The organism is Microbacterium sp. 4NA327F11, assembly GCF_005503465.1.
Lineage (GTDB): Bacteria > Actinomycetota > Actinomycetes > Actinomycetales > Microbacteriaceae > Microbacterium > Microbacterium ginsengisoli.
Map to the genome: position 1 here is coordinate 76,674 of NZ_SCOB01000007.1, position 20,903 is coordinate 97,576.

Here is a 20,903-nt window from a genome sequence, read left to right on the forward strand (position 1 = left end):
GGCCCCGGCGTAGCGTCGACAGCGCGACGGGGATCACGGAACCTCGGAAGGGGTCCGGGGCCGTTCCCCGACACGAAGGAGTGATGACGATGTCGATTCTCACCGACGCCCGTCCGAACCTCGATCGCGGCACCGTGCCCACCGGCACCATGCGCGCCGCGGTGGTCACGACCTCCGGCCAACCGCTGGTCGTCGAAGACGTGGCGATCCCGTCTCCGGGTCCCGGCCAGGCACTCGTGAAGGTGATCACGAGCGGCGTGTGCCACACCGACCTCCACGCGGCGCGCGGCGACTGGCCGGTCGCGCCGAAGGCGAATCTAATCCCGGGTCACGAGGGCTACGGCGAGGTCGTCGCACTGGGCGAGGGCGTGACATCCCTCTCGGTCGGCGACCGCGTGGGCAACGCGTGGCTGTGGAGCGCGTGCGGCGTGTGCGAGTACTGCCGCACCGGCTGGGAGACCCTCTGCCCCGAGCAGCAGAACGGCGGCTATTCCGTCGACGGCAGCTTCGGCGAGTACATGCTCGTCGACGAGCGGTTCGCCGCGCGAATTCCCGAGGGTTCCGACCCGTACGAGGTCGCGCCGATCCTGTGTGCGGGTGTCACGGTCTACAAGGGTCTGAAGATGACCGAGGTGAAGCCCGGCGAGTGGGTGGTGATCTCCGGAATCGGTGGTCTCGGCCACATCGCGGTGCAGTACGCCCGGGCGATGGGCATGCGCGTCGCTGCGGTCGACATCGACGAGGAGAAGCTCGCGCTCGCCCGCACCCACGGTGCCGAAGTCACCGTCAACGCGGCGACGACCGACCCGGGACCTGCCGTGCAGGAGCTCACCGGCGGCGCCCACGGCGTGCTGGTGACCGCTGTGCACCCGAAGGCGTTCGGTCAGGCACTCGGAATGGCCCGTCGCGGCGCGACCATCGTGTTCAACGGGCTTCCCCCGGGGGACTTCCCCGCGAACATCTTCGACATCGTGCTGCGGGCGATCACCATCCGCGGCTCGATCGTCGGGACACGCCAGGACATGATCGAGGCCCTCGACTTCTACGCGCGCGGCGAGATTCACCCGACGATCGCCGTCGAGTCGCTCGACGACATCAACGAGGTGTTCGAGCGCATGGAGCAGGGCAAGATCGACGGCCGCATCGTCATGAAGTACTGACCGCGGCATCCGGTCGTGGGCGGGGTCGCGCGGCGGCCCCGCCCTTCCGCTGCCCGCCTACAGTGGCCAGGTGACCGACACTCCCCCGACCCGCTGGTGCCTCAGCCGACGCGACGGCGCGGTGTGCACGCGCACCATCGGACACGCGGGGCTGCACAACCGGAACGGCACCTCGCTGATGTGGTCGGATCGCGAGCAGGACGAGCCCGGATGCCGCGGCTCGGGCTGCGCGGCGCAGCCCGCGCCCCTCATCGACGATGGCTTTCCCGCAGGACGAGCCCTCTGCCCGGAGTGCCTGGGCTTCGTACGGTTGACCGATGCGGGCACACTATGGCGTCACGATGCCTTCCGCGGGGCACGGTCGGATCGCGAGGCGTCGAGGCGCGCGGACTGGTTCAACGCGTTCGGGTGGGAGGGGTGAGAACTTCGGCTATCGGCGCCCTATGGTGATGCTATGACGTCGTTCAGATCCGATTCTCGGACGTTCGCTCTCCTTATCGTCGCGCTCGCGTCGGTCGCCGCCCTGAGCGGATGCAGTGGCGTATCCAGCGAACCGATCGCTTCGAACCCGACTACCTTCGCCTCGAGCCCAACCGCGAGTCCAGTGGCGTCGCCGTCCGCCAGTCCGGTGGCCGGGAAGATCGAGCTCAGCCGCACGGAACTCACTGTCAGCTCTACCAGCGGCGCCTCACTCGCAACCGCCTCGTTCACGGACTGCGCGTCAGTCGAAGCCATCGCAACGCAGTACCTCGGCGCTCAGAAGCGCACCCCTCAGCCGAGCCCGTTTTCGGGCACGGTCGTCACATGGTCCGGCGTCGCGCTGGCGCTCAACGACCACGGGACGTGTTCGATGCAATTCTCTGCCGCCGCCTCCAACGGCCTTGTCCTCACGACACCCGACGGAGTAAGCGTCGGTGACACGGTCACGCACGTCGTCGCGGCGGGCGGAATCAGCGACTACACGTACGGCAACGGCACGGATACATTCGAGAGTTTCGCCTTCGACGCCGTCCCCGTCGATGGCACGACGTCGCTCACTCATCCCGGACAGGTAGGAAAGGCCTTCTTGGGCGTGGAGACCAAGAACGGCCGAGTGCAGTACATCGACTCCAACGGGAACGATTACTCGGACATCTGACAAGACGTACCGATCCCTCACCCAGCGAAGAGATCTCCGTCGACGTAGAACCAGCGTTCGCCGTCGCGAACGAAGCGTGACCGCTCGTGCAGCACGCCGAGGGTGCCATCCGCGTCGACGTAGGTGGCGCGGAACTCGACGACACCGTGTGCGTCGTCCGGGCCGCCCGCGACGCTGTCGACGATCTGCAGCCCGCGCCAGCGGGGCGAGTCGTCGAGGTCGAGCACGTCGGGCACCGTCGACGGATGCCACGTACGCATCAGCCACGCGGCATCCCGATCACGGAACGCGGCGAAGCGCGATCGCATCAGTTCCTCCGCCGTGCGCGGTTCGATCCGGCCGCCCGGGGCGTTGGTCACCGTCAGTCCCAGTCGAGGTAGTCCTCGATCGCCCACGAGGTGGCGCCGACGTGTGTGGTGGGGAACAAGTCACCGCCGCCTTCGACGGGCACGACGCTCACGAGACCCGGGGCCTGCGCGCGCAGCGCCTCGCCGTTGGCCACGGGAGTGATGGTGTCCGCGGTGCCCTGGATGACGAGCACCGGCACACCGTCGGCCGGGGCGGGCAGGTCGCCGTCCTCGACGCCGAGCAGCAGCACTCCGTTCACGCGGTCATGGTGGTCGAGGGCAACGAAGCGGGCGACGGTGCCACCGTCGCGATGCCCGCCGATCCAGGCGTGGTCGATGGCGAGGTGGTCGAGCAGGTCGACGACATCCTGCGCGCGGTCAGTCGGGGCCGCCGCATCCGCGTCGTGACGGGCGCCGATGCGCACGACACGGAAGTCCTCGGTGGCGAGCGAGTGGCTGAGGGGGCTGAGGTAGTCGATCGTGAGGCCACGGGCCGCGATGAGCACGACGGCAGGCCCGACGCCTTCCTCGGCGAACGGGATGGCGCGCGCGTCGGGGTCGAAGGTCTGGGTGGCGGCCATGTCGAGGGTCCTCTCACGTCAGTTGCGCCGCGGAGCGCGACGTCGCCGATCGGCGATGTGCGGCGGTGAGTCCAGTCTCCCGGGCGGAGGCCAGACTCGCCAATCGCTGCGTCGCTGCGGGGTCGGGTGCGCGAGGGCGTCTCGGCGCGCCGTCGCGAGTCGGTGCGCCATCATGCGGACAGAACCGCACCGGCGAGACGCCACTCCCGCCAGCCCCGCCTCAGTTGTTGAAGCGGAACTCCACGACGTCGCCGTCCTGCATGACGTATTCCTTGCCCTCGAGGCGGGCCTTGCCGCGCGAGCGCGCCTCGACGACCGACCCAGCGTCGAGCAGGTCCTGGAACGAGATCACCTCGGCCTTGATGAAGCCCTTCTCGAAGTCGGTGTGGATCACTCCGGCGGCCTGCGGGGCCTTCCAGCCCTTGCCGATCGTCCACGCGCGGGCCTCCTTCGGGCCCGCGGTCAGGTAGGTCTGCAGCCCGAGCGTGTCGAAGCCGACGCGCGCGAGCTGGTCGAGACCCGACTCGCTCTGACCGGTGGAGGCCAGCAGCTCCGCGGCATCCTCGGGGTCGAGGTCGATGAGCTCGGACTCGATCTTCGCGTCGAGGAACACCGCCTTCGCGGGGGCGACGAGTGCCGCGAGTTCGGCGAGACGGGCGGCATCCGTCAGCACCGACTCGTCGACGTTGAAGACGAAGATGAAGGGCTTGGCGGTGAGCAGTCCGAGTTCCTTGATGGGCGCGAGGTCGAGAGCGGATGCCGACAGCAGCACGCCGCGCTCGAGGGCGTCCTTCGCGGCGGTCGCGGCATCGAGCACACCGGGATCGGTCTTCTTGCTCTTGACCTCCTTCTCGATGCGCGGGATCGCCTTCTCGAGGGTCTGCAGGTCGGCGAGCATCAACTCGGCGCCGATCGTCTCGAGGTCGGCCTGCGGGTCGACCTTGCCGTCGACGTGCACGACGTCGGCGTCGGCGAAGCCGCGCACGACCTGCGCGATGGCGTCGGCCTCGCGGATGTTCGCGAGGAACTGGTTGCCGAGCCCCTCCCCCTCGCTCGCTCCGCGCACGATGCCCGCGATGTCGACGAACGACACCGAGGCGGGCACGAGCCGCTCGCTGTGGAACACATCCGCGAGCTGCTGCAGGCGCACGTCGGGCAGGTTCACCACGCCCACGTTCGGCTCGATCGTCGCGAACGGGTAGTTCGCGGCGAGAACCTGGTTCTTGGTCAGGGCGTTGAAGAGGGTCGACTTGCCGACGTTCGGGAGTCCGACGATTCCGATGGTGAGAGCCACGGGGGTTCAGTCTACGGGCGCGGATGCCGCGACTCGGCGGCATCGACCCGCCAGCGCATGAGCACGTTGCCGCTTCCGGTCCACGTGCGGGTCTCGAGCAGCTTCAGCGCGACGGCCGGCTTGGCATCGAAGAGCGGCACGCCGGTGCCCGCGATGAGCGGGAAGGTGACGAGGTGCAGCTCGTCGACGAGACCGGCGTGCATCAGGTCGTTCCACAGCAGCCGCGACAGCAGCACGAGGATGCCGCGCCCGTCCCGCCGCTTCAGTGCGGCGACCTCCGCACGGGCCTCGGCCCGACGCACCACCCGCGCCTGCGGATGATCGGCGAGGTCCGCCTCGGACACGGTGTCGGAGACGATGACCACCTCGATCGTACGGATGAGCGCAGCGAACTCCCGCCGGATCGCGGTGGCGGCGGCATCCGATTCGACCGACCGCCAGTACGCGAGGTTCTGCAGCGCCGAGCGCCGTCCCGCGAGCAGCAGGGTGTCGCTGGCCCGCATGAGCGCGGTCGTGTAGTGGTCGAACGTGTCGGCGCCCGCGTAGTCGGGGTGCTGGTGCGCGAAGAACGAGGCGATGTCGTGCGTGTCGTCTTCGTAGCGCCCGTCGACGGTCACGAAGTTGCAGACGGTGAGAGGGCGGCCGGTCATCGTGCGCTCACGGCCGTCGCGCGCGGAACGCGTGAGTGCGGTACGGAAGGTCGATGGTGCCGCCCGCGGCGAGCTCGGGACGCTCGGCGAGCACCGCGGCGAAGCGCTCCTCGATGGCCCCGCGATCGGCCGGGCTGGCAGTGATGATGTAGCTGCGCGAGCGCATCATCGCCCACAGCTGCTCGGCGGTCATCGGCCGAGCCCAGTCCCACACCTCGGATTCGAGACCGTCGAACGGCGCCTCGACCGTGGGGCCGCCGGCATCCATCATGTTCTCGGCGTTCGAGCCGTGCATCACCTCGGTCATGCGACGTACCCACGGGTCGCGATCGTCGCGCAGGTTCCACACCAGTCCGAGCACACCTCCGGAGCGCAGCACCCGACCGATCTCGGCCGAGGCGGGCGCGACATCGACCCAGTGCCAGGCCTGCCCCAGGACGACGGCGTCGACGGATGCCGCGGGCAGCGGCAGCTGCTCGGCGGTGCCGACGAACGTGGGAACCCCGGGGACGGTGTCACGCAGCTGCGCGAGCATCGCCGGATCGGGGTCGATCGCGACGACCTCGGCGCGACCGGCCGCGACGACGCGGGTGAGCTTCCCGGTGCCGGCGCCGACGTCGGCGACGCGCAGCGGGCGGTCGCCGTCGAGCGCGGGCTCGAGCATCCACCCGACCGCCTCCCACGGATAGTCGGGTCGCCCGGCCTCATAGGTCCCCGCCACCGCACCGAACGAGGTCGACATCTGGTCTCTGCCTGCCATGTCTGCGACCCTACGCCGGGGGCACGACGGCCGCAGCGCGACATCCGCCCGTCGTCGGCGTGGCGCACCGGACGTCCCGGCGCGCGGGCGCACGGTAGGAGCGTGGCCCTGGACTTCACCGCGATCGACTTCGAGACGGCGAACTCCTCCAGTGCGTCGGCGTGCGCCGTCGGGCTCGCACGCGTGCGCAACGGACGCATCGTCGAGACCGCGGGCTGGCTGATCCGCCCGCCCGCCGGCCACGACCGGTTCTTCGAGATCAACGTGGGCATCCACGGCATCCACCCCGACGATGTCGAGAGCGCGCCGACCTGGACCGAGCAGCTGCCCGCTCTCGCGCGCTTCACGGGCGACGACGTGCTGGTCGCACACAACGCGGGCTTCGACATGGCGGTCATCCGGCGGGCCTGCGAGGCCACCGGTGACGCGTGCCCTCCGGCGCGCTACGCCTGCAGCGTGCAGGTCGCGCGCCGCGTCTACGACCTGCCGTCGTACCGTCTCCCGGCGGTCGCCGACGCGGCCGGGTTCGGCCCATTCCCCCACCACGACGCGACAGCGGATGCCGCGGCCTGCGCGCACATCATGATCGACGCCGCCCGACGCCTCGGCGCCGGCGACATCGACGAGCTCGCCGCGCTCGCGGGCGTGCGCATCGGCACCCTCGCCGAGCCCGCCGCCGTCGCCGCCTGACGATGTCGGCACCCTCCCCCACACTGTGACCATGGATGCCGCCACCGTCGTGATCGCGATCGTCGCCGCCGCGATCGGCGCGGTCATCGCGTGGGCGGTGGCATCCGCTCGGCACGCCCGCGCCCAGGGCGACCAGCGGGCGCGGGTGGCGGCGGCGGAGGCCGCCACCGCGGCGGCGCGGGAGGAGCTCGCCCACGCGCGCGCCGAGCTCGAGGCGCGCGACGACCGCGAGCGCCGTGACCAGTCGGTGCTGCGCGCGCTCGCGCCGGTCAGCGAGACGCTGCACGTGATGCGGCGCCGGGTCGACGAGCTCGAGCGGGAGCGTCAGACGCAATACGGCTCCCTGGCCGAGCAGCTGCGCCGCGCACAGGAATCGGATGAGGCGCTGCGCGCGACGACCGAGTCGCTCGCGAGCGCGCTGCGCTCGGGCGCCACACGCGGCGTCTGGGGCGAGACGCAGCTGCGTCGCGTCGTCGAGGCAGCGGGCCTCACCCGCCACGTCGACTTCGACCTGCAGAGCTCGCTGTCCTCGGATGCCGGTGCGGGCCGTCCCGACATGGTGGTGCGCCTTCCCGGCGGCAAGGCCCTCGCCCTCGACGCGAAGGTTCCGCTCGACGCCTACCTCGAGGCATCCGCGATCGCGCTGACCGCGACCGGCGACGACGGCGAACGCCGCCGCACGCTCATGACGCGGCACGCCCGCGCGGTGCGCGCCCACGTCGACGCCCTGGCGAAGAAGGCATATTGGGCGGGCCTCGACGCGAGCCCCGAGTTCGTCATCTGCTTCCTGCCGAGCGAGTCTCTGCTGGCCTCGGCCCTCGATGAAGACCCCGCCCTGCTCGACTACGCGTTCACCAGACGGGTCGCGCTCGCGTCGCCCGTGAACCTGTGGGCGGTGCTGAAGACGGTCGCCTTCACCTGGACGCAGCAGGAGGTCTCCGCCGAGGCACGCACCCTGTTCGACCTGGGATCGCAGCTCTACGAGCGGCTCGGCGGTCTCGCCGGGCACGCCGACTCGCTCCGCAGAGCCCTCGAGCGCACTGTCGACGCCTACAACGGTTTCGCCGGTTCGCTCGAGTCGCGGGTGCTCGTGACAGCGCGCAGGTTCCCCGGGATCGACGAGACCAAGCGCGACGCCGTCATCGCACCGGCACCGATCGAGAAGTCGCCGCGTCGGCTCACCGCACCCGAACTGCTCGCGGCGATCGACGACTGACGGCGCCCGCCGAAGCGACCGTCCGAGCGGCTGGCGACGAGTGGCTCAGGCTCCGCCGGGTACGAAGTTCATGAGCGCGATCACGATCGCCGAGATCACGACGAACGCGCCGATGGGCCACCACGCACTCATCTGCTCGCCCTCGGGGCGCCGCTTGCGCAGCAGCACGTCCGGGCGTCGCGCCGGGTCGACCGCGGCGGCGACGACCTTCATCGCACCTGTCTGCGGAGTCGCGGAATCGGGAGTGGAACCGGTGGGTGCCGACATCCTCTGTCCCTTCACGCAAGCCCGCCCGCGGGCGCGGGCGACGGTCTCATTCTGCCAGACCGCCGCCGCGGCACCGGGTCGTGTCGCCGTGGCAAACGTCGTCGAAGACCGTCAGAGCCACTTCGAGGTGAGGTGCTCCGAGGAGATGCGACGGAGGGTTCCCGATGCGCCGCGCAGCACGACGCTCTCGGTGTAGATGTGGTCGCCCTCGCGACGCACACCGCCGACGAGCTGGCCGTCGGTGACTCCGGTCGCCACGAAGATCGTGTTGTTTCCCTTGACCAGGTCGTCGGCCTCGTAGACGAAATCGTCGAACTTGAGCCCGGCGTCGAGACCGCGCTGCTTCTCGTCGTCGTTGCGGGGCCAGAGGCGCCCCTGGATGTGGCCGCCGAGCGCTTTGATCGCGCAGGCCGTGACGATGCCCTCGGGGCTGCCGCCCACACCCACGCAGATGTCGGTGCGTGCGTTGTGCCGCGCCGCGTTGATGCCGCCCGCGACGTCGCCGTCCGACATGAGGCGGGTGCCCGCACCGGCCTCGCGGATCTCCTCGATGAGACGCTCGTGACGATCGCGGTGCAGCACCGAGACGACGATCTCCTCCACCGGCTTGCCGGTCGCCTTCGCGAGGCGGCGGATGTTCTCGCCGATGGGCAGGCGGATGTCGACGACGCCGACGCCGGCAGGGCCCGTGACGAGCTTGTCCATGTAGAACACGCTCGACGCGTCGAGCATCGCGCCGCGGTCGGACACGGCGATGACCGACAGCGCGTTGTTGCGTCCCGCGGCCGTCAGCGACGTGCCGTCGATGGGATCGACGGCGACATCGCACTGCGGGCCGCGACCGGTGCCGACGTGCTCGCCGTTGAAGAGCATGGGGGCGTTGTCCTTCTCGCCCTCGCCGATGACGATGACGCCGTCGAAGTTGACGGTGCCGAGGAACGCGCGCATCGCGTCGACGGCGGCACCGTCGGCCGCTTCCTTCGCCCCGCGGCCGATGAACGGCACCGACCGGATGGCGGCGGCCTCGGTGGCACGGACGAGCTCGAGAGCCAGGTTTCGATCGGGATGCAGCGGGCTCATGTCCGCGGTCAGACTCACCATGGACGCCAGCCTATCGATCGAAGTGTGTCGAACCCCGCCGTTTTCGGCGCTTGAGCCCCGAAAGATCGCCGCTTCTTTCGCACGGCGGCGGAGCCGCGGCATCCGGGCCCCTTCGCTAGAGTTGCGCATGGAAACGACGCCTCACTCAAGGAGCCCCCATGCCCGTCGCCACCCCTGATCAGTACGCCGACATGCTCGACCGCGCGAAGGCCGGCGGCTTCGCGTACCCCGCGATCAACGTGTCGAGCTCGCAGACGATCAACGCCGTCCTCCAGGGCCTCGCCGAGGCGGGCTCCGACGGCATCCTCCAGGTGACCACCGGTGGCGCCGACTACTTCGCCGGCCAGACCGTCAAGGCCCGCGCCACCGGCGCACTGGCCTTCGCCAAGTACGTCACCGAGGTCGCCAAGAACTACGACATCACCGTCGCCCTGCACACCGACCACTGCCCGAAGGACGCGCTCCCCGGCTTCGTGCTGCCCCTTCTCGAGGCGTCCGAGGAAGAGGTGCGCGCCGGTCGCAACCCGATCTTCCAGTCCCACATGTGGGACGGCTCCGCGGTGCCCCTCGACGAGAACATCGACATCGCCGCCGAACTCCTCCCCCGCCTCAAGAACATCCACGCCATCCTCGAGATCGAGGTCGGCGTCGTCGGCGGCGAAGAGGACGGCGTCAAGCACGAGGGCACCAACGACGCGCTCTACACGACCGTGGGTGACGTCACCAAGGCCGTCGAGGCCCTCGGGCTCGGCGAGAAGGGCCGCTACATCTCGGCCCTGACCTTCGGCAACGTGCACGGCGTCTACAAGCCCGGCAACGTCAAGCTGCGCCCGGAGCTCCTCGGCGAGATCCAGGCCGGCATCGCCGAGAAGTTCGGCACCGGCCCCAAGCCGCTCGACCTCGTCTTCCACGGCGGCTCGGGCTCGACCCCCGAGGAGATCGCGCTCGCGGTCGCGAACGGCGTCGTGAAGATGAACATCGACACCGACACGCAGTACGCGTTCACCCGCTCGATCGCCGGCTACATGTTCTCCAACTACGACGGCGTGCTCAAGCTCGACGGCGAGGTGGGCAACAAGAAGGCCTACGACCCGCGCGCCTGGGGCAAGGTCGCCGAGTCGGCGATGGCCGTGCGCGTCGTCGAGGCCACGCAGCAGCTCGGTTCGGCGGGCAAGTCGCTCGGCGCCTGACACGTTCCCGCGACGCCCCGCTCACTTCGGTGGGCGGGGCGTCGTCGCGTCTCCGGCTCCCCCCGTCGACGGTGCACGCATCCGTGCCCGTCGCCGCGGTGGGTCACGCTCCGGCGCCGAGCCGGGTGACCGCGGAGCGACCGGCCGTCAGAGAGCGGATGCCGCGGCTCGCGCGACGCCCGGAACCCCGTCGATCACGGTGGGGGCATCATCCGGCACCGACAGCACCGTGATCTCATCTCCGGCCGCGACCTCGCCCGGCGTGAGCACGCGCAGGTAGGGGCCGAGACGCCCCTCGCGGGTGAATCGCTTGACCCACCCGCGCTCGTCGTCACCGCCGACCCACCGCGCGAATGTCTGGCAGGGCTTGCGCGGCGACGTCACCTGTACTTCGAGGGTCGCGCCGATGCGCCAGACCTCGCCGACACGCGCGGCGTTGACATCCAGCCCCTCGACCCGCAGGTTCTCCCCGAAGAAGCCGGGCGCGAGCATTCGGCCGAGCTCGCCCTCCCAGAACCGCGCGTCTTCTTCGGCATAGACGTAGACGGCCTGGTCGAGGCCGCCATGATGCTTGCGGTCCGCCTGCACGTCGGCGTAGACGCCGTAAGGACCCACCTTCACGGGGCCCTCGACGGGCCGCTTGTCGATCGCCGTCACGCCCACCGTGCCCGCATCGGGACGCAGGTCGTGCACGACGCAGACGGCGATGACGCGAGGCATGGCGGTCTCCCTCAGGTGGCGGTCGGACTCGGCGCGATGACGCCGACGCTCTGGATGGCGGTGAGGAAGGCCGGGTCCGACAGCAGCGGCACGACGACCAGGAACGACGCGAGGATGTTGATCACGGCTCCCGCGACGAGCGGGATCCAGAAGGCGAGACGCCCCGAACGTGTCACGGCCCAGGAGAGCACGAACGTGGCGAGCCAACCGACCCCGAGCACGACGGCGGCGGCGATGCCCCACGCGCGACCCGACGCGGGCACCGGAAGGTCCGATCGCAGACCCATGACCTGCGAGAGCGTACTGACGAAACCGGTGAAGTCGACGAACTGCGGAATGGCGCTCAGCACGGTGACCAGCCCGTAGCCGAGCAGCACGAAGGTCGCGACGCGGTCGATGAGTCGAGGCCGCCGCACCGCCGCGCCGCTGACCGGCGCCGGGGGCGGAAGGACGGGAGGCGCGGCCGGCGGCGGCGGCGCGATGCCGTCCGACAGGTGGTCGGTGACGGAGGGCTGACGGATGCGGGCGCGCTGTTCCTCGGGCGTGGCGTACTCGCCGAACTGCGGGCGCGGGCGCTCCTCGGGGGACTCCTGCGGGTCACTCACGGCCGGATCGCCCTCCCAGCGCCCGGGCGTCGCGGCGACCCGTGGCATCCTGACGCAGTTCCTTCGGCAGCGAGAACAGCAGGTCCTCCTCGGCCGTACGCACCTCTTCGACGTCGGAGTAGCCGGCGCCCGACAACTCGTCGAGCACCTCCTGCACGAGCACCTCGGGAACGGAAGCCCCGCTGGTCACCCCGACGGTCGCGACGCCGTCGAGCCACTCCTGCTGCACCTCCGACGCGTAGTCGACGCGGTACGCCGCCTTCGCGCCGTGCTCGAGGGCGACCTCGACCAGCCGCACGCTGTTCGACGAATTGGCCGATCCGACGACGATCACGAGGTCCGCGCCCTGCGCGACCTTCTTGATGGCGACCTGGCGGTTCTGGGTGGCGTAGCAGATGTCGTCCGACGGCGGATCCTGCAGCTCGGGGAAGCGCTCGCGCAGACGCCGCACGGTCTCCATCGTCTCGTCGACCGACAGCGTCGTCTGCGACAGCCACACGACCTTCGACGGGTCGCGCACCTCGACGGTGGCGGCGTCGGCGGGCGAGTTCACGATCGTCACGTGGTCGGGCGCCTCTCCGGCGGTCCCCTCGACCTCCTCGTGACCGGTGTGGCCGATCAGCAGGATCTCGAAGTCGTCGCGCGCGAACCGCACCGCCTCGCGGTGCACCTTGGTGACCAGCGGGCAGGTCGCGTCGATCGCGACGAGACCGCGATCGGATGCCGCGTTCACCACGGCGGGCGACACACCGTGCGCGCTGAAGACGACGTGCGCCCCCTCGGGCACCGCGTCGACCTCGTCGACGAAGATCGCCCCCTTGCTCTCGAGCTCGCGCACCACATGGATGTTGTGCACGATCTGCTTGCGCACGTAGACCGGGGCGCCGAACCGCTCGAGCGCCTTCTCGACGGCCACGACGGCGCGGTCGACACCCGCGCAGTAGCCGCGCGGGGCGGCGAGCAGCACCTTCTTGACGCCGTCGACCGGGTTATCCTGAAGGCGCCCGCGACGGCCCGGAACGCGGGGCACAGGCAGGGAGACGGCGGCGGAGGTCACCCGTCGAGTCTAATGATCGACGCCTGGGAGGGCGCGGGAGGATCGCATGGCCAGGTTCGAGCCCGAGCTCGCCCCCGGCGAGACCCCTCCGCCGGCGTCCGTGCACCCGAGGGATGCCACGAAGGATGCCCCGACCTCCGTCGGGCGCTTCAACCAGACCATCCGCGACTTCGTGTCGGCCTGGGGGTCGGTCTGGGTCGAGGGCGAGATCACCTCCTGGAACCTGCGGGCCGGCAACGTGTACGGACGTCTGACCGATCCCGACTCCGACGCCAGCATCGCGTTCCGCATCTGGGGAAGCGTCCGCAGCCGTCTCGCCGACGATCTGAAGGTCGGCGACCACGTCGTCGCGTCGGTGAAGGCGGACTATTTCGTCAAGTCGGGTGACTTCAGCGTCATCGTCTCGGCGATGCATCCGCTCGGTCTCGGTGACCAGTTCGAGCGGATCGAGCGCCTGCGCGCCGCCCTCTACGCCGAGGGATTGTTCGACGCGTCCCGCAAGCGGCCGCTGCCGTTCCTGCCCCAGCGCATCGGCCTCATCACCGGCGAGCGCTCCGACGCCGAGAAGGACGTGCTCCGCAACGCCGAGCTGCGCTGGCCGGGCGTGCGGTTCCGCGTCGAGCACGCAGCGGTGCAGGGCGAGCGCAGCGTCGGCGAGATCGTCGCCGCCCTGGAGCTGCTCGACGCCGACCCGGACGTCGACGTCATCGTCATCGCCCGCGGCGGCGGCGACCCGCTGCACCTTCTGGGATTCAGCGACGAACGCCTCGTGCGCGCGGTGGCCGCGGCATCCACCCCCGTCGTCAGTGCGATCGGGCACGAGAACGATCATCCGATCCTCGACGATGTCGCGGACCTGCGCGCCTCGACGCCGACGGATGCCGCCAAGCGCGTCGTGCCCGACGTCGGCGAGCAGCGCGCCATCGTGCAGCAGCTGCGCGCCCGCGCGACGCTGCGGCTGACCCAGCGCGTGCAGCACGACATCGCCCAGCTCGAGCAGCTGCGCTCGCGTCCCGTGCTGCGCACGCCCGACGCCCTGCTCGACCCGCGGGTGCACGAGCTCGTGCTGCTGACCGCGCGCGGTCGCGACACCGTCGACAGACGATGGGATGCCGCGGCCCGCCAGAGCGCGGAACTGCGCGCCGCGCTGCGCGCGCTCTCCCCCGGCGCGACACTCGCGCGCGGCTACGCGATCGCCTACCACCCCGACGGGCGCGTGCTGCGCGACGCCGCCGACGCCCCCACGGGGAGCGCCCTGGTCGTCACCGTCGGACGCGGCTCGCTCGCCGCGCGCAGCGAGGGCGAGCTCGCCGAGGGGCCGTCGGCGGCGACCGCCGGAGATTAGGATGGTTGGCATGACCGACTCGGACGCGCGCCCGTCTGACGTCGCCGAACTCTCGTTCGAGCAGGCGCGCGACGAACTGGTGCGGGTGGTCGCGGAGCTCGAACAGGGCGCCCCCACTCTCGAGCACTCCCTCGCATTGTGGGAACGCGGCGAGGCGCTCGCCGCCCGCTGCGAAGAGTGGCTGCGCGGGGCCAAGCGGCGCCTCGACGCGGCACGGTCCACCGCCGAAGGCGACGAGAGCTGATGGCCGAGCGCATCGTCGCCGAGCTCGGCCGCCCCGAGACCCCGCAGGAGACCGCCGACCGCAAGGCCGAGTCGTCGCGGGCCTACCGGTCGAGCAAGACGTTCCGGAACCTCCTCGCCGCCCTGCTCGCCACGATGGCGATCGTCGTGGTCGTCGTGCTCGCCGTGCCCCGCGGACAGCTCGCCGCGACGCCCGCGCCCGACGTGGCCGCCCTCGCGCAGAGCCTCTCGGCCAGCATGAACCGTGCGGTCATCGCACCCGCCACCCCCACCGGCTGGACGGTGAACCAGGCTCAGGTCGAGGGCGACAGCGTCAGCGCGTGGACGATCGTCTACGTGCCGGACTCCGCCGGCTACCTGCGTGCCGCCCAGGGGTTCGACGCCGACTCGGGATGGGTGGTGCGCACCCTGTCGGGCGCCGCCTCCGACGGAACCCTGACGATCGACGGCATCGACTGGACGCGATACGACATCTCCGATCCGAGCAAGGCCGGGAACGTGTCGTACGCGCTCGCGACGTCGGCGGGCAAGGACACGATCCTCCTCTACGGCACTGCGACCGCGGCGCAGACCGCCGAGCTCGCACAGAACCTCACCGCACAGATCCGCACACTCCGGGAAGCCGCGCAATGACCGACACCGCTCCGCTCACCATCTGGAACCAGATGCTCGAGGGCAACGCCCGCTTCGTGACGGGCACGCCGCAGCATCCGCGTCAAGATGTCGAGCGCCGCCACGAGCTCGCCGCCGCGCAGCGCCCGCGGGCCGCCCTCTTCGGCTGCGCCGACTCGCGCCTCGCGGCGGAGATCATCTTCGACGAAGGGCTCGGCGACCTGTTCGTCGTGCGCAATGCCGGCCAGGTGATCTCCGACTCCGTCGTCGGCAGCCTCGAGTACGCGGTCGCCGCGCTCAACGTTCCCCTCATCGTCGTGCTCGCCCACGACGCCTGCGGCGCCGTGCAGGCCGCGATCGACTCCACCGGCGAGGACGCCCCGGAGCTGCCGACGCACATCTGGCACCAGATCGCGCCCATCGTGCCGGCCGTGCGCACAGTGATGCGCGCCGAGCACGTTCCGGCCGCGCACGCCGACCCCGAGCACGTCGGCCGAGAGCACCTGCGCAACACCGTTCACGCGCTGCTGCAGTCCTCCGAGCTCATCTCCACCGCCGTCGCCGCCGGCACTCTCGCGATCGTCGGCGCCAACTACCGTCTCGCCGAAGGAACCGCCGTGCCCGTCGTGGTCGTCGGCGGCGAGACGAACTGACCGCACACACCGCACTGGGAAGGGACAACGCTGTGACCGAGACCGAGTACCGCATCGAGCACGACACCATGGGGGAGGTGCGCGTACCCATCGCGGCGCTCTACGGCGCACAGACGCAGCGCGCCGTCGAGAACTTCCCGATCTCGGGAACCGGCCTCGAGTCCGCGCAGATCGCCGCCCTCGCCCGCATCAAGAAGGCGGCCGCGCTCGCGAACAAGGAGCTCGGCACCCTCGACGCGGGAATCGCCGACGCGATCGCCGCAGCGGCCGACGACGTCATCACCGGCGCCCACGACGACCAGTTCCCCGTCGACACCTACCAGACCGGCTCCGGCACCTCGTCGAACATGAACATGAACGAGGTGCTGGCCACCCTCGCGACGGCGCGACTCGGCTCCCCCGTGCACCCGAACGATCACGTCAACGCCTCGCAGTCGTCGAACGACGTGTTTCCCACCTCCGTGCACATCGCCGTCACGCAGGCGCTCATCGAGCACCTGCAGCCCTCCCTCGACCACCTCGCGGTGGCACTGGAGAAGAAGGCCGTGCTCTGGAAGGACGCCGTCAAGTCGGGCCGCACCCACCTGATGGATGCCACGCCCGTCACCCTCGGGCAGGAATTCGGCGGCTACGCACGCCAGGTGCGTCTCGGCATCGAGCGCATCGATGCGGTGCTCCCCCGCGTGAGCGAGGTGCCCCTCGGCGGCACGGCCGTCGGCACCGGCATCAACACCCCGCTCGGCTTCCCACAGAAGGTCATCGCCCTGCTCGCCGCCGAGACCGGCCTGCCGATCACCGAGGCCGAAGACCACTTCGAGGCCCAGGGCGCGCGAGACGGCCTCGTCGAGGCATCCGGCGCCCTGCGCACCATCGCGGTCTCGCTCACCAAGATCAACAACGACCTGCGGTGGATGGGCTCCGGCCCGAACACGGGCCTCGGCGAGCTGCACATCCCCGACCTGCAGCCCGGCTCCTCGATCATGCCCGGCAAGGTCAACCCCGTCATCCCCGAGGCGACACTCATGGTCGCCGCGCGGGTCATCGGCAACGACGCGACGGTCGCGTGGGCCGGGGCATCCGGCGCGTTCGAGCTGAACGTCGCGATCCCGGTCATGGGCACGGCGCTGCTCGAGTCGATCCGTCTGCTCGCGAACGCGACCCGCGTTCTCGCCGACAAGACGGTGGACGGCCTCGAGGCGAACCTCGAGCGTGCCGCCGCGTTCGCCGGCATGTCGCCGTCGATCGTCACGCCCCTCAACAAGGTGATCGGCTACGAGGCCGCCGCCAAGATCGCGAAGCACTCGGTCAAGAAGGGCATCACGGTGCGCGAGGCGGTCATCGACCTCGGCTACGTCGAGCGCGGCGAGATCACCCTCGAGCAGCTCGACGAGAAGCTCGACCTGCTCTCGATGACGCACGCCGGCTGACCCCGCGGCATCCGACCCGCCTGTGGCCTCTCCCGAGGGGCCGCAGGCGGGTCGCGCCATAATCGGAGCGTGGAGCAGTCACGGCGAGTTACGTCCGCACGCATGCGGATCCTCAGCGCTCTCGTGGCCGTCACGACGCTCGGACTGCTGCTGACCGGCGCCATCAGCTTCTTCCTGCAGTACGAGCGCACGCTCGCGAGCATCGACGCGAAGCTCACCGAGAAGGTGAAGAGCCTGCCGTCACCGGCCACGGCGACGTCGGTGCCCGCGTACCTCGAGTCGGTCGTGACCGGCTTCCTGCCGGTGCCCAACGAGGCGGTCTTCGGCATCGTCGACGGACAGGCGGCTGTGTTTCCGGCCGCCGGCACGGAGTTCGGTGAGGGCGACGAGAAGGAGATCGTCTCCGCCGCCCTCGCCCAACCGGGTGCCGACGGCCACACCGTGCTGGGCACCGTCACGACCGCCGATGCCGGCACCGTGCGCTACATCGTGCAGCCGGTCTCGGTGCCGGGCGACGGGCGCACCGGCGCCTACGTGCGGATCGTCGGGCTCGACGCCGAGCTGCTGCCGTTCCGCGCCTCGGTGATCAGCTACGCGATCGCCGGAGTCGCAGTGCTCGCCGCCGTCGCGCTCATGAGCTGGTTCCTGACCGGACGACTGCTCGCACCGTTGCGACGACTCCAGGAGACCGCGGAAGCCGTGACACTCGGCCACTTCGGCGACCGGGTCGAGACCGACGGCGATGACGAGATCGCCGACTTCACGCGCACGGTGAATTCGATGTTCGACCGTCTCGAGGCCTCCGTCGACACCCAGCGGCAACTGCTCGACGACGTCAGGCACGAACTGAAGACACCCCTGACGATCATGCGCGGCCATCTCGAGATGATGAATCCGCGCGACCCCCTCGATGTCGAGGGCGTCCGTCAGCTCGGCCTGTCCGAGCTCGACCGCATGACCCAGCTCGTCGATGACATCGACCTCCTCGCGTCCGCGGAGGACAGCGACCAGTTCCAGCGCCAGGACATCGACGTGTTCGATCTGACCCTTCGGGTCGGCGGGCTCGTCACGGCCATCCCCGATCATCTCTGGGTCGTCACCGACCGAGGCTCGGGCGTCGTCGTGGGCGACGACGCGCGTCTGCGCCAGGCATGGCTGCAGCTGGCCGACAATGCGGCGAAGTACGCACCCGCGGGCAGCACGATCGAGATCGGCAGCGCGGTCGTGGACGACGTCGCTCGGCTGTGGGTGCGCGATCACGGACCCGGCATCGCACCCGCGGACCGGCGGCGTGTGTTCCGACGGTTCGACAGGGCGCAGGCGGGGCGCGGCGTGAACGGTTCGGGCCTGGGCCTCGCGATCGTCAACGCGATCGCCCGGGCTCACGGCGGTTCGTGCGTTGTGACGGATACGCCGGGCGGCGGCGCCACGCTCACGATCGAACTCCCCCTGCACCGCAGTGCCCCCGCGCTGCCGACTCCGGTGCGCGCCGAAGACGTGCTGCACCAGCGGAAGGCCTCCGAATGACCCGCATCCTCATCGTCGAAGACGAACCCCGTATCGCGACCTTCGTGCAGCGGGGATTGGAGACCGCCGGCTACGAGACGGAGATCGTGGACAACGGCTTCGACGGCGCGGAACGTGCGCTCTCCCCCGACATCGATCTCGTCCTCCTCGACGTCGGACTCCCCGGCATCGACGGCTTCGAGGTCCTGCGTCAGGTGCGCGGGCAGGGCTCCTCCGTGCCGATCATCATGCTGACCGCCCGCACGTCGACACGCGACACGGTGGATGGGCTGGATGCCGGCGCGAACGACTACGTCGCGAAGCCCTTCACGTTCGAGGAGCTGCTGGCTCGGGTGCGCTCCCGGTTGCGCGAGAACACCACGCCCACGACGCCCGTGACGATCGTGCGCGGGGAGGTCGCCCTCGACGTCATGACCCGACGGGCCGCCGTCGACGGACGGGAGTTCGATCTGTCAGCGCGGGAGTTCGCGCTCGCCGAGCAGTTCCTCCGGCACCCCGGCCAGGTGCTGAGCCGCGAGTATCTGCTGAGCAAGGTCTGGGGTCTCGACTTCGATCCCGGCTCGAACGTGGTCGATGTCTACGTTCGTTACCTCCGCAGCAAGCTCGGCGCCGATCGCATCACGACGGTGCGCGGAGCCGGCTATCGGTGGGACTGACCCCTCATGAGAGAAGCCCCCGGTGTGGGGGCACCGGGGGCTGACGAGGAGACTCGGAACCCGAACCGTCCGATCCTCGGTCGCGACAACCGGGGGTCCGTCGCGATCACTCAGTTATCCACCGGATCGACATGGGGGGGTGGGGGGAGCCGATCCGATGCGGCAGGCGAACCTCGTCGCCGCTGCATCCATCCTGACGCGTCCAGGCGCCGAACGCCCCCCTTTCCAGATGAGAGTGTTCTCATCTTTCAGGGGGGCGCTCGAGATGCCTCAGGACAGTTCGCCGGCCTCGAGCAGATCGGTCACGAGGGCCGCGATCGCCGAACGCTCGCTGCGCTGGAGCGTGACGTGACCGAACAGCTCGTGCCCCTTGAGCGTCTCGATCACCGAGGCCACGCCGTCATGCCGTCCGACGCGCAGATTGTCACGCTGGGCGACGTCGTGGGTGAGCACGACGCGGGAGTTCTGCCCCATGCGGCTGAGCACGGTCAGAAGCACGTTGCGCTCGAGCGACTGCGCCTCGTCGACGATCACGAACGCGTCGTGCAGCGAGCGACCGCGGATGTGGGTGAGCGGGAGGACCTCGAGGATGCCGCGCTCGGTGACCTCCTCGAGCACGTTGGAAGAGACCACCGAGCCCAGCGTGTCGAACACCGCCTGACCCCAGGGGTTCATCTTCTCGGCCTGGTCACCGGGAAGGTAGCCGAGCTCCTGGCCACCGACCGCGAACAGCGGCCGGAACACGATGATCTTGCGCTGCTGCTGCCGTTCGAGCACTGCCTCGAGACCCGCGCAGAGGGCGAGCGCCGACTTGCCGGTGCCGGCGCGCCCACCGAGGGACACGATGCCGACGCCGGGGTCGGTGAGCAGGTCGATCGCGATGCGCTGCTCGGCGGAGCGACCGTGGAGGCCGAAGACATCGCGATCGCCACGCACGAGGCGGAACGAGCCGTCGCCCGAAACCCGGCCGAGTGCTGAGCCCCGCTCGGAGTGGATGATGAGACCGGTGTTGACGGGGAGGCCTGCGGCATCCTCGCTCACCGCGATCTCCGTCTCGTAGAGGTCGCTCATCTCATCGCCCGTGAGATTCACCGAGGCGATCCCCGTCCAGCCCGAGTCCACGGCCTGCTCGGCCAGGTACTCCTCGGCGATGATGCCGAGGGAGGACGCCTTCACGCGCATCGGGAGGTCTTTGGAGACCACGGTCACGTCGTGACCCTCGGACATGAGGTTCAGCGCGACAGCGAGGATGCGCGAATCGTTGTCTCCCAGGCGCAGGCCCGAGGGGAGCACCGTCGGATCGGTGTTGTTCAGCTCCACGCGGAGCGTGCCGCCCTCGCCGACCGGGACCGGGAAGTCGAGTCTGCCGTGCTCGACGCGCAACTCGTCGAGGTGGCGAAGAGCCTGCCGGGCGAAGTAGCCGAGTTCGGGATCGTGCCGCTTTCCTTCGAGTTCGGTGATCACCACGACGGGGATCACGACGGAGTGCTCCGCGAACCGGAAGAACGCGCGTGGATCGCTCAGCAGGACGGAGGTGTCCAAAACATAAGAGCGCAGGTCAGTGAACTGATCTGCGCTCTGGTGCTCGGTGACTCGCTGCTGCTGGCGTGGTGCTCGTGTGGTCACAACCGCTCCCGACCCGGGACGTGTCCCGGTGACTCGCG

Annotated in this window: 24 protein-coding genes; 13 read left to right on the forward strand and 11 right to left on the reverse strand. The window is 70.2% G+C overall.

Annotated features, from left to right (window positions below):
- The first annotated feature begins 89 nt into the window (after window positions 1–89).
- From adhP to FFS51_RS06405, 3 genes are all read left to right on the forward strand, one after another.
- Window positions 90–1,160 carry an alcohol dehydrogenase AdhP gene (gene adhP, locus FFS51_RS06395; RefSeq protein WP_431463295.1) on the forward strand — a complete coding sequence of 357 codons (1,071 nt, stop codon included), beginning with the start codon at window positions 90–92 and terminating at the stop codon, window positions 1,158–1,160.
- Window positions 1,161–1,230: 70 nt separating this feature from the next.
- Window positions 1,231–1,581 (forward strand): hypothetical protein, encoded by a 351-nt coding sequence (locus FFS51_RS06400; RefSeq protein WP_137877802.1) that lies wholly within the window; start codon window positions 1,231–1,233, stop codon window positions 1,579–1,581.
- Window positions 1,582–1,614: 33 nt separating this feature from the next.
- The gene (locus FFS51_RS06405; RefSeq protein ID WP_137877803.1) at window positions 1,615–2,298 is read left to right on the forward strand and encodes a hypothetical protein; all 684 of its coding nucleotides are present in this window, start codon (window positions 1,615–1,617) and stop codon (window positions 2,296–2,298) included.
- Between the two features lie 17 nt (window positions 2,299–2,315).
- Here the strand turns inward: FFS51_RS06405 and FFS51_RS06410 are convergent, their stop codons facing one another.
- The 5 genes from FFS51_RS06410 to FFS51_RS06430 all read right to left on the reverse strand — a co-directional run bounded on the left by FFS51_RS06410 (window position 2,316) and on the right by FFS51_RS06430 (window position 5,930).
- Window positions 2,316–2,693: a YchJ family protein gene (locus tag FFS51_RS06410; RefSeq protein ID WP_349303920.1), complete on the reverse strand. Its 378-nt coding sequence runs from the start codon at window positions 2,691–2,693 to the stop codon at window positions 2,316–2,318.
- Window positions 2,660–3,226 (reverse strand): alpha/beta fold hydrolase, encoded by a 567-nt coding sequence (locus FFS51_RS06415; protein WP_137877805.1) that lies wholly within the window; start codon window positions 3,224–3,226, stop codon window positions 2,660–2,662. Before FFS51_RS06415 ends, FFS51_RS06410 begins: the two co-directional genes overlap by 34 nt.
- A 220-nt stretch (window positions 3,227–3,446) precedes the next feature.
- Window positions 3,447–4,520, reverse strand: coding sequence for a redox-regulated ATPase YchF (gene ychF, locus FFS51_RS06420; RefSeq protein WP_045248699.1), 1,074 nt, complete (start codon window positions 4,518–4,520; stop codon window positions 3,447–3,449).
- An 11-nt stretch (window positions 4,521–4,531) separates the two neighbouring features.
- Window positions 4,532–5,170, reverse strand: coding sequence for a dihydrofolate reductase family protein (locus FFS51_RS06425; protein WP_056210076.1), 639 nt, complete (start codon window positions 5,168–5,170; stop codon window positions 4,532–4,534).
- Window positions 5,171–5,177: 7 nt separating this feature from the next.
- Window positions 5,178–5,930, reverse strand: coding sequence for a class I SAM-dependent methyltransferase (locus FFS51_RS06430; RefSeq protein WP_137877806.1), 753 nt, complete (start codon window positions 5,928–5,930; stop codon window positions 5,178–5,180).
- Window positions 5,931–6,032: 102 nt separating this feature from the next.
- Here FFS51_RS06430 and FFS51_RS06435 point away from each other — a divergent pair, with 102 nt between their 5' ends.
- Window positions 6,033–6,620 carry an exonuclease domain-containing protein gene (locus FFS51_RS06435; RefSeq protein WP_137877807.1) on the forward strand — a complete coding sequence of 196 codons (588 nt, stop codon included), beginning with the start codon at window positions 6,033–6,035 and terminating at the stop codon, window positions 6,618–6,620.
- 31 nt (window positions 6,621–6,651) lie between these two features.
- On the forward strand, window positions 6,652–7,836 hold the full coding sequence (locus FFS51_RS06440) for a DNA recombination protein RmuC (protein WP_137877808.1): 1,185 nt from the start codon (window positions 6,652–6,654) through the stop codon (window positions 7,834–7,836).
- Between the two features lie 45 nt (window positions 7,837–7,881).
- Here the strand turns inward: FFS51_RS06440 and FFS51_RS06445 are convergent, their stop codons facing one another.
- Together FFS51_RS06445 and glpX are read right to left on the reverse strand one after the other, a co-directional pair.
- Window positions 7,882–8,103 (reverse strand): hypothetical protein, encoded by a 222-nt coding sequence (locus tag FFS51_RS06445; protein WP_045248694.1) that lies wholly within the window; start codon window positions 8,101–8,103, stop codon window positions 7,882–7,884.
- A 111-nt stretch (window positions 8,104–8,214) separates the two neighbouring features.
- The gene (gene glpX / locus FFS51_RS06450; protein WP_045248693.1) at window positions 8,215–9,204 is read right to left on the reverse strand and encodes a class II fructose-bisphosphatase; all 990 of its coding nucleotides are present in this window, start codon (window positions 9,202–9,204) and stop codon (window positions 8,215–8,217) included.
- Between the two features lie 158 nt (window positions 9,205–9,362).
- Between glpX and fbaA the strand changes: the two genes are divergently transcribed.
- The gene (gene fbaA / locus FFS51_RS06455) at window positions 9,363–10,394 is read left to right on the forward strand and encodes a class II fructose-bisphosphate aldolase (protein WP_045248692.1); all 1,032 of its coding nucleotides are present in this window, start codon (window positions 9,363–9,365) and stop codon (window positions 10,392–10,394) included.
- 147 nt (window positions 10,395–10,541) lie between these two features.
- Here the strand turns inward: fbaA and FFS51_RS06460 are convergent, their stop codons facing one another.
- From FFS51_RS06460 to FFS51_RS06470, 3 genes are read right to left on the reverse strand one after another with little or no spacing between them, the layout of a single operon-like run.
- A complete protein-coding gene (locus FFS51_RS06460; protein WP_137877809.1) occupies window positions 10,542–11,114 on the reverse strand; it encodes an MOSC domain-containing protein in 573 nt (190 codons plus the stop codon).
- An 11-nt stretch (window positions 11,115–11,125) separates the two neighbouring features.
- Entirely contained in the window at window positions 11,126–11,719 is a 594-nt protein-coding gene (locus tag FFS51_RS06465; protein WP_137877810.1) for a DUF6264 family protein, read from the reverse strand.
- Window positions 11,712–12,749 (reverse strand): 4-hydroxy-3-methylbut-2-enyl diphosphate reductase, encoded by a 1,038-nt coding sequence (locus FFS51_RS06470; protein WP_045248742.1) that lies wholly within the window; start codon window positions 12,747–12,749, stop codon window positions 11,712–11,714. Before FFS51_RS06470 ends, FFS51_RS06465 begins: the two co-directional genes overlap by 8 nt.
- A gap of 73 nt (window positions 12,750–12,822) precedes the next feature.
- Between FFS51_RS06470 and xseA the strand changes: the two genes are divergently transcribed.
- The 7 genes from xseA to FFS51_RS06505 all read left to right on the forward strand — a co-directional run bounded on the left by xseA (window position 12,823) and on the right by FFS51_RS06505 (window position 19,239).
- Window positions 12,823–14,121 carry an exodeoxyribonuclease VII large subunit gene (gene xseA, locus FFS51_RS06475; protein ID WP_045248690.1) on the forward strand — a complete coding sequence of 433 codons (1,299 nt, stop codon included), beginning with the start codon at window positions 12,823–12,825 and terminating at the stop codon, window positions 14,119–14,121.
- A 10-nt stretch (window positions 14,122–14,131) separates the two neighbouring features.
- The gene (locus tag FFS51_RS06480) at window positions 14,132–14,365 is read left to right on the forward strand and encodes an exodeoxyribonuclease VII small subunit (protein ID WP_045248689.1); all 234 of its coding nucleotides are present in this window, start codon (window positions 14,132–14,134) and stop codon (window positions 14,363–14,365) included.
- Window positions 14,365–14,997, forward strand: a complete 633-nt coding sequence (locus FFS51_RS06485; RefSeq protein WP_137877811.1) for a DUF4245 family protein — start codon at window positions 14,365–14,367, stop codon at window positions 14,995–14,997. Before FFS51_RS06480 ends, FFS51_RS06485 begins: the two co-directional genes overlap by 1 nt.
- Complete coding sequence (locus tag FFS51_RS06490; protein WP_137877812.1) at window positions 14,994–15,629, forward strand: carbonic anhydrase; 636 nt, start codon at window positions 14,994–14,996, stop codon at window positions 15,627–15,629. Before FFS51_RS06485 ends, FFS51_RS06490 begins: the two co-directional genes overlap by 4 nt.
- Before the next feature lie 32 nt (window positions 15,630–15,661).
- Window positions 15,662–17,056 (forward strand): class II fumarate hydratase, encoded by a 1,395-nt coding sequence (locus FFS51_RS06495; protein WP_045248686.1) that lies wholly within the window; start codon window positions 15,662–15,664, stop codon window positions 17,054–17,056.
- A gap of 102 nt (window positions 17,057–17,158) precedes the next feature.
- Window positions 17,159–18,583, forward strand: a complete 1,425-nt coding sequence (locus FFS51_RS06500; RefSeq protein ID WP_137877813.1) for a sensor histidine kinase — start codon at window positions 17,159–17,161, stop codon at window positions 18,581–18,583.
- Complete coding sequence (locus FFS51_RS06505; protein WP_045248685.1) at window positions 18,580–19,239, forward strand: response regulator transcription factor; 660 nt, start codon at window positions 18,580–18,582, stop codon at window positions 19,237–19,239. The genes FFS51_RS06500 and FFS51_RS06505 overlap by 4 nt, the downstream gene beginning before the upstream one ends.
- A gap of 270 nt (window positions 19,240–19,509) precedes the next feature.
- On the opposite strand, the gene phoH2 is transcribed toward FFS51_RS06505, so the two are convergent.
- A complete protein-coding gene (gene phoH2 / locus FFS51_RS06510; protein WP_045248684.1) occupies window positions 19,510–20,865 on the reverse strand; it encodes an RNA 5'-3' helicase PhoH2 in 1,356 nt (451 codons plus the stop codon).
- Window positions 20,866–20,903 lie beyond the last annotated feature (38 nt).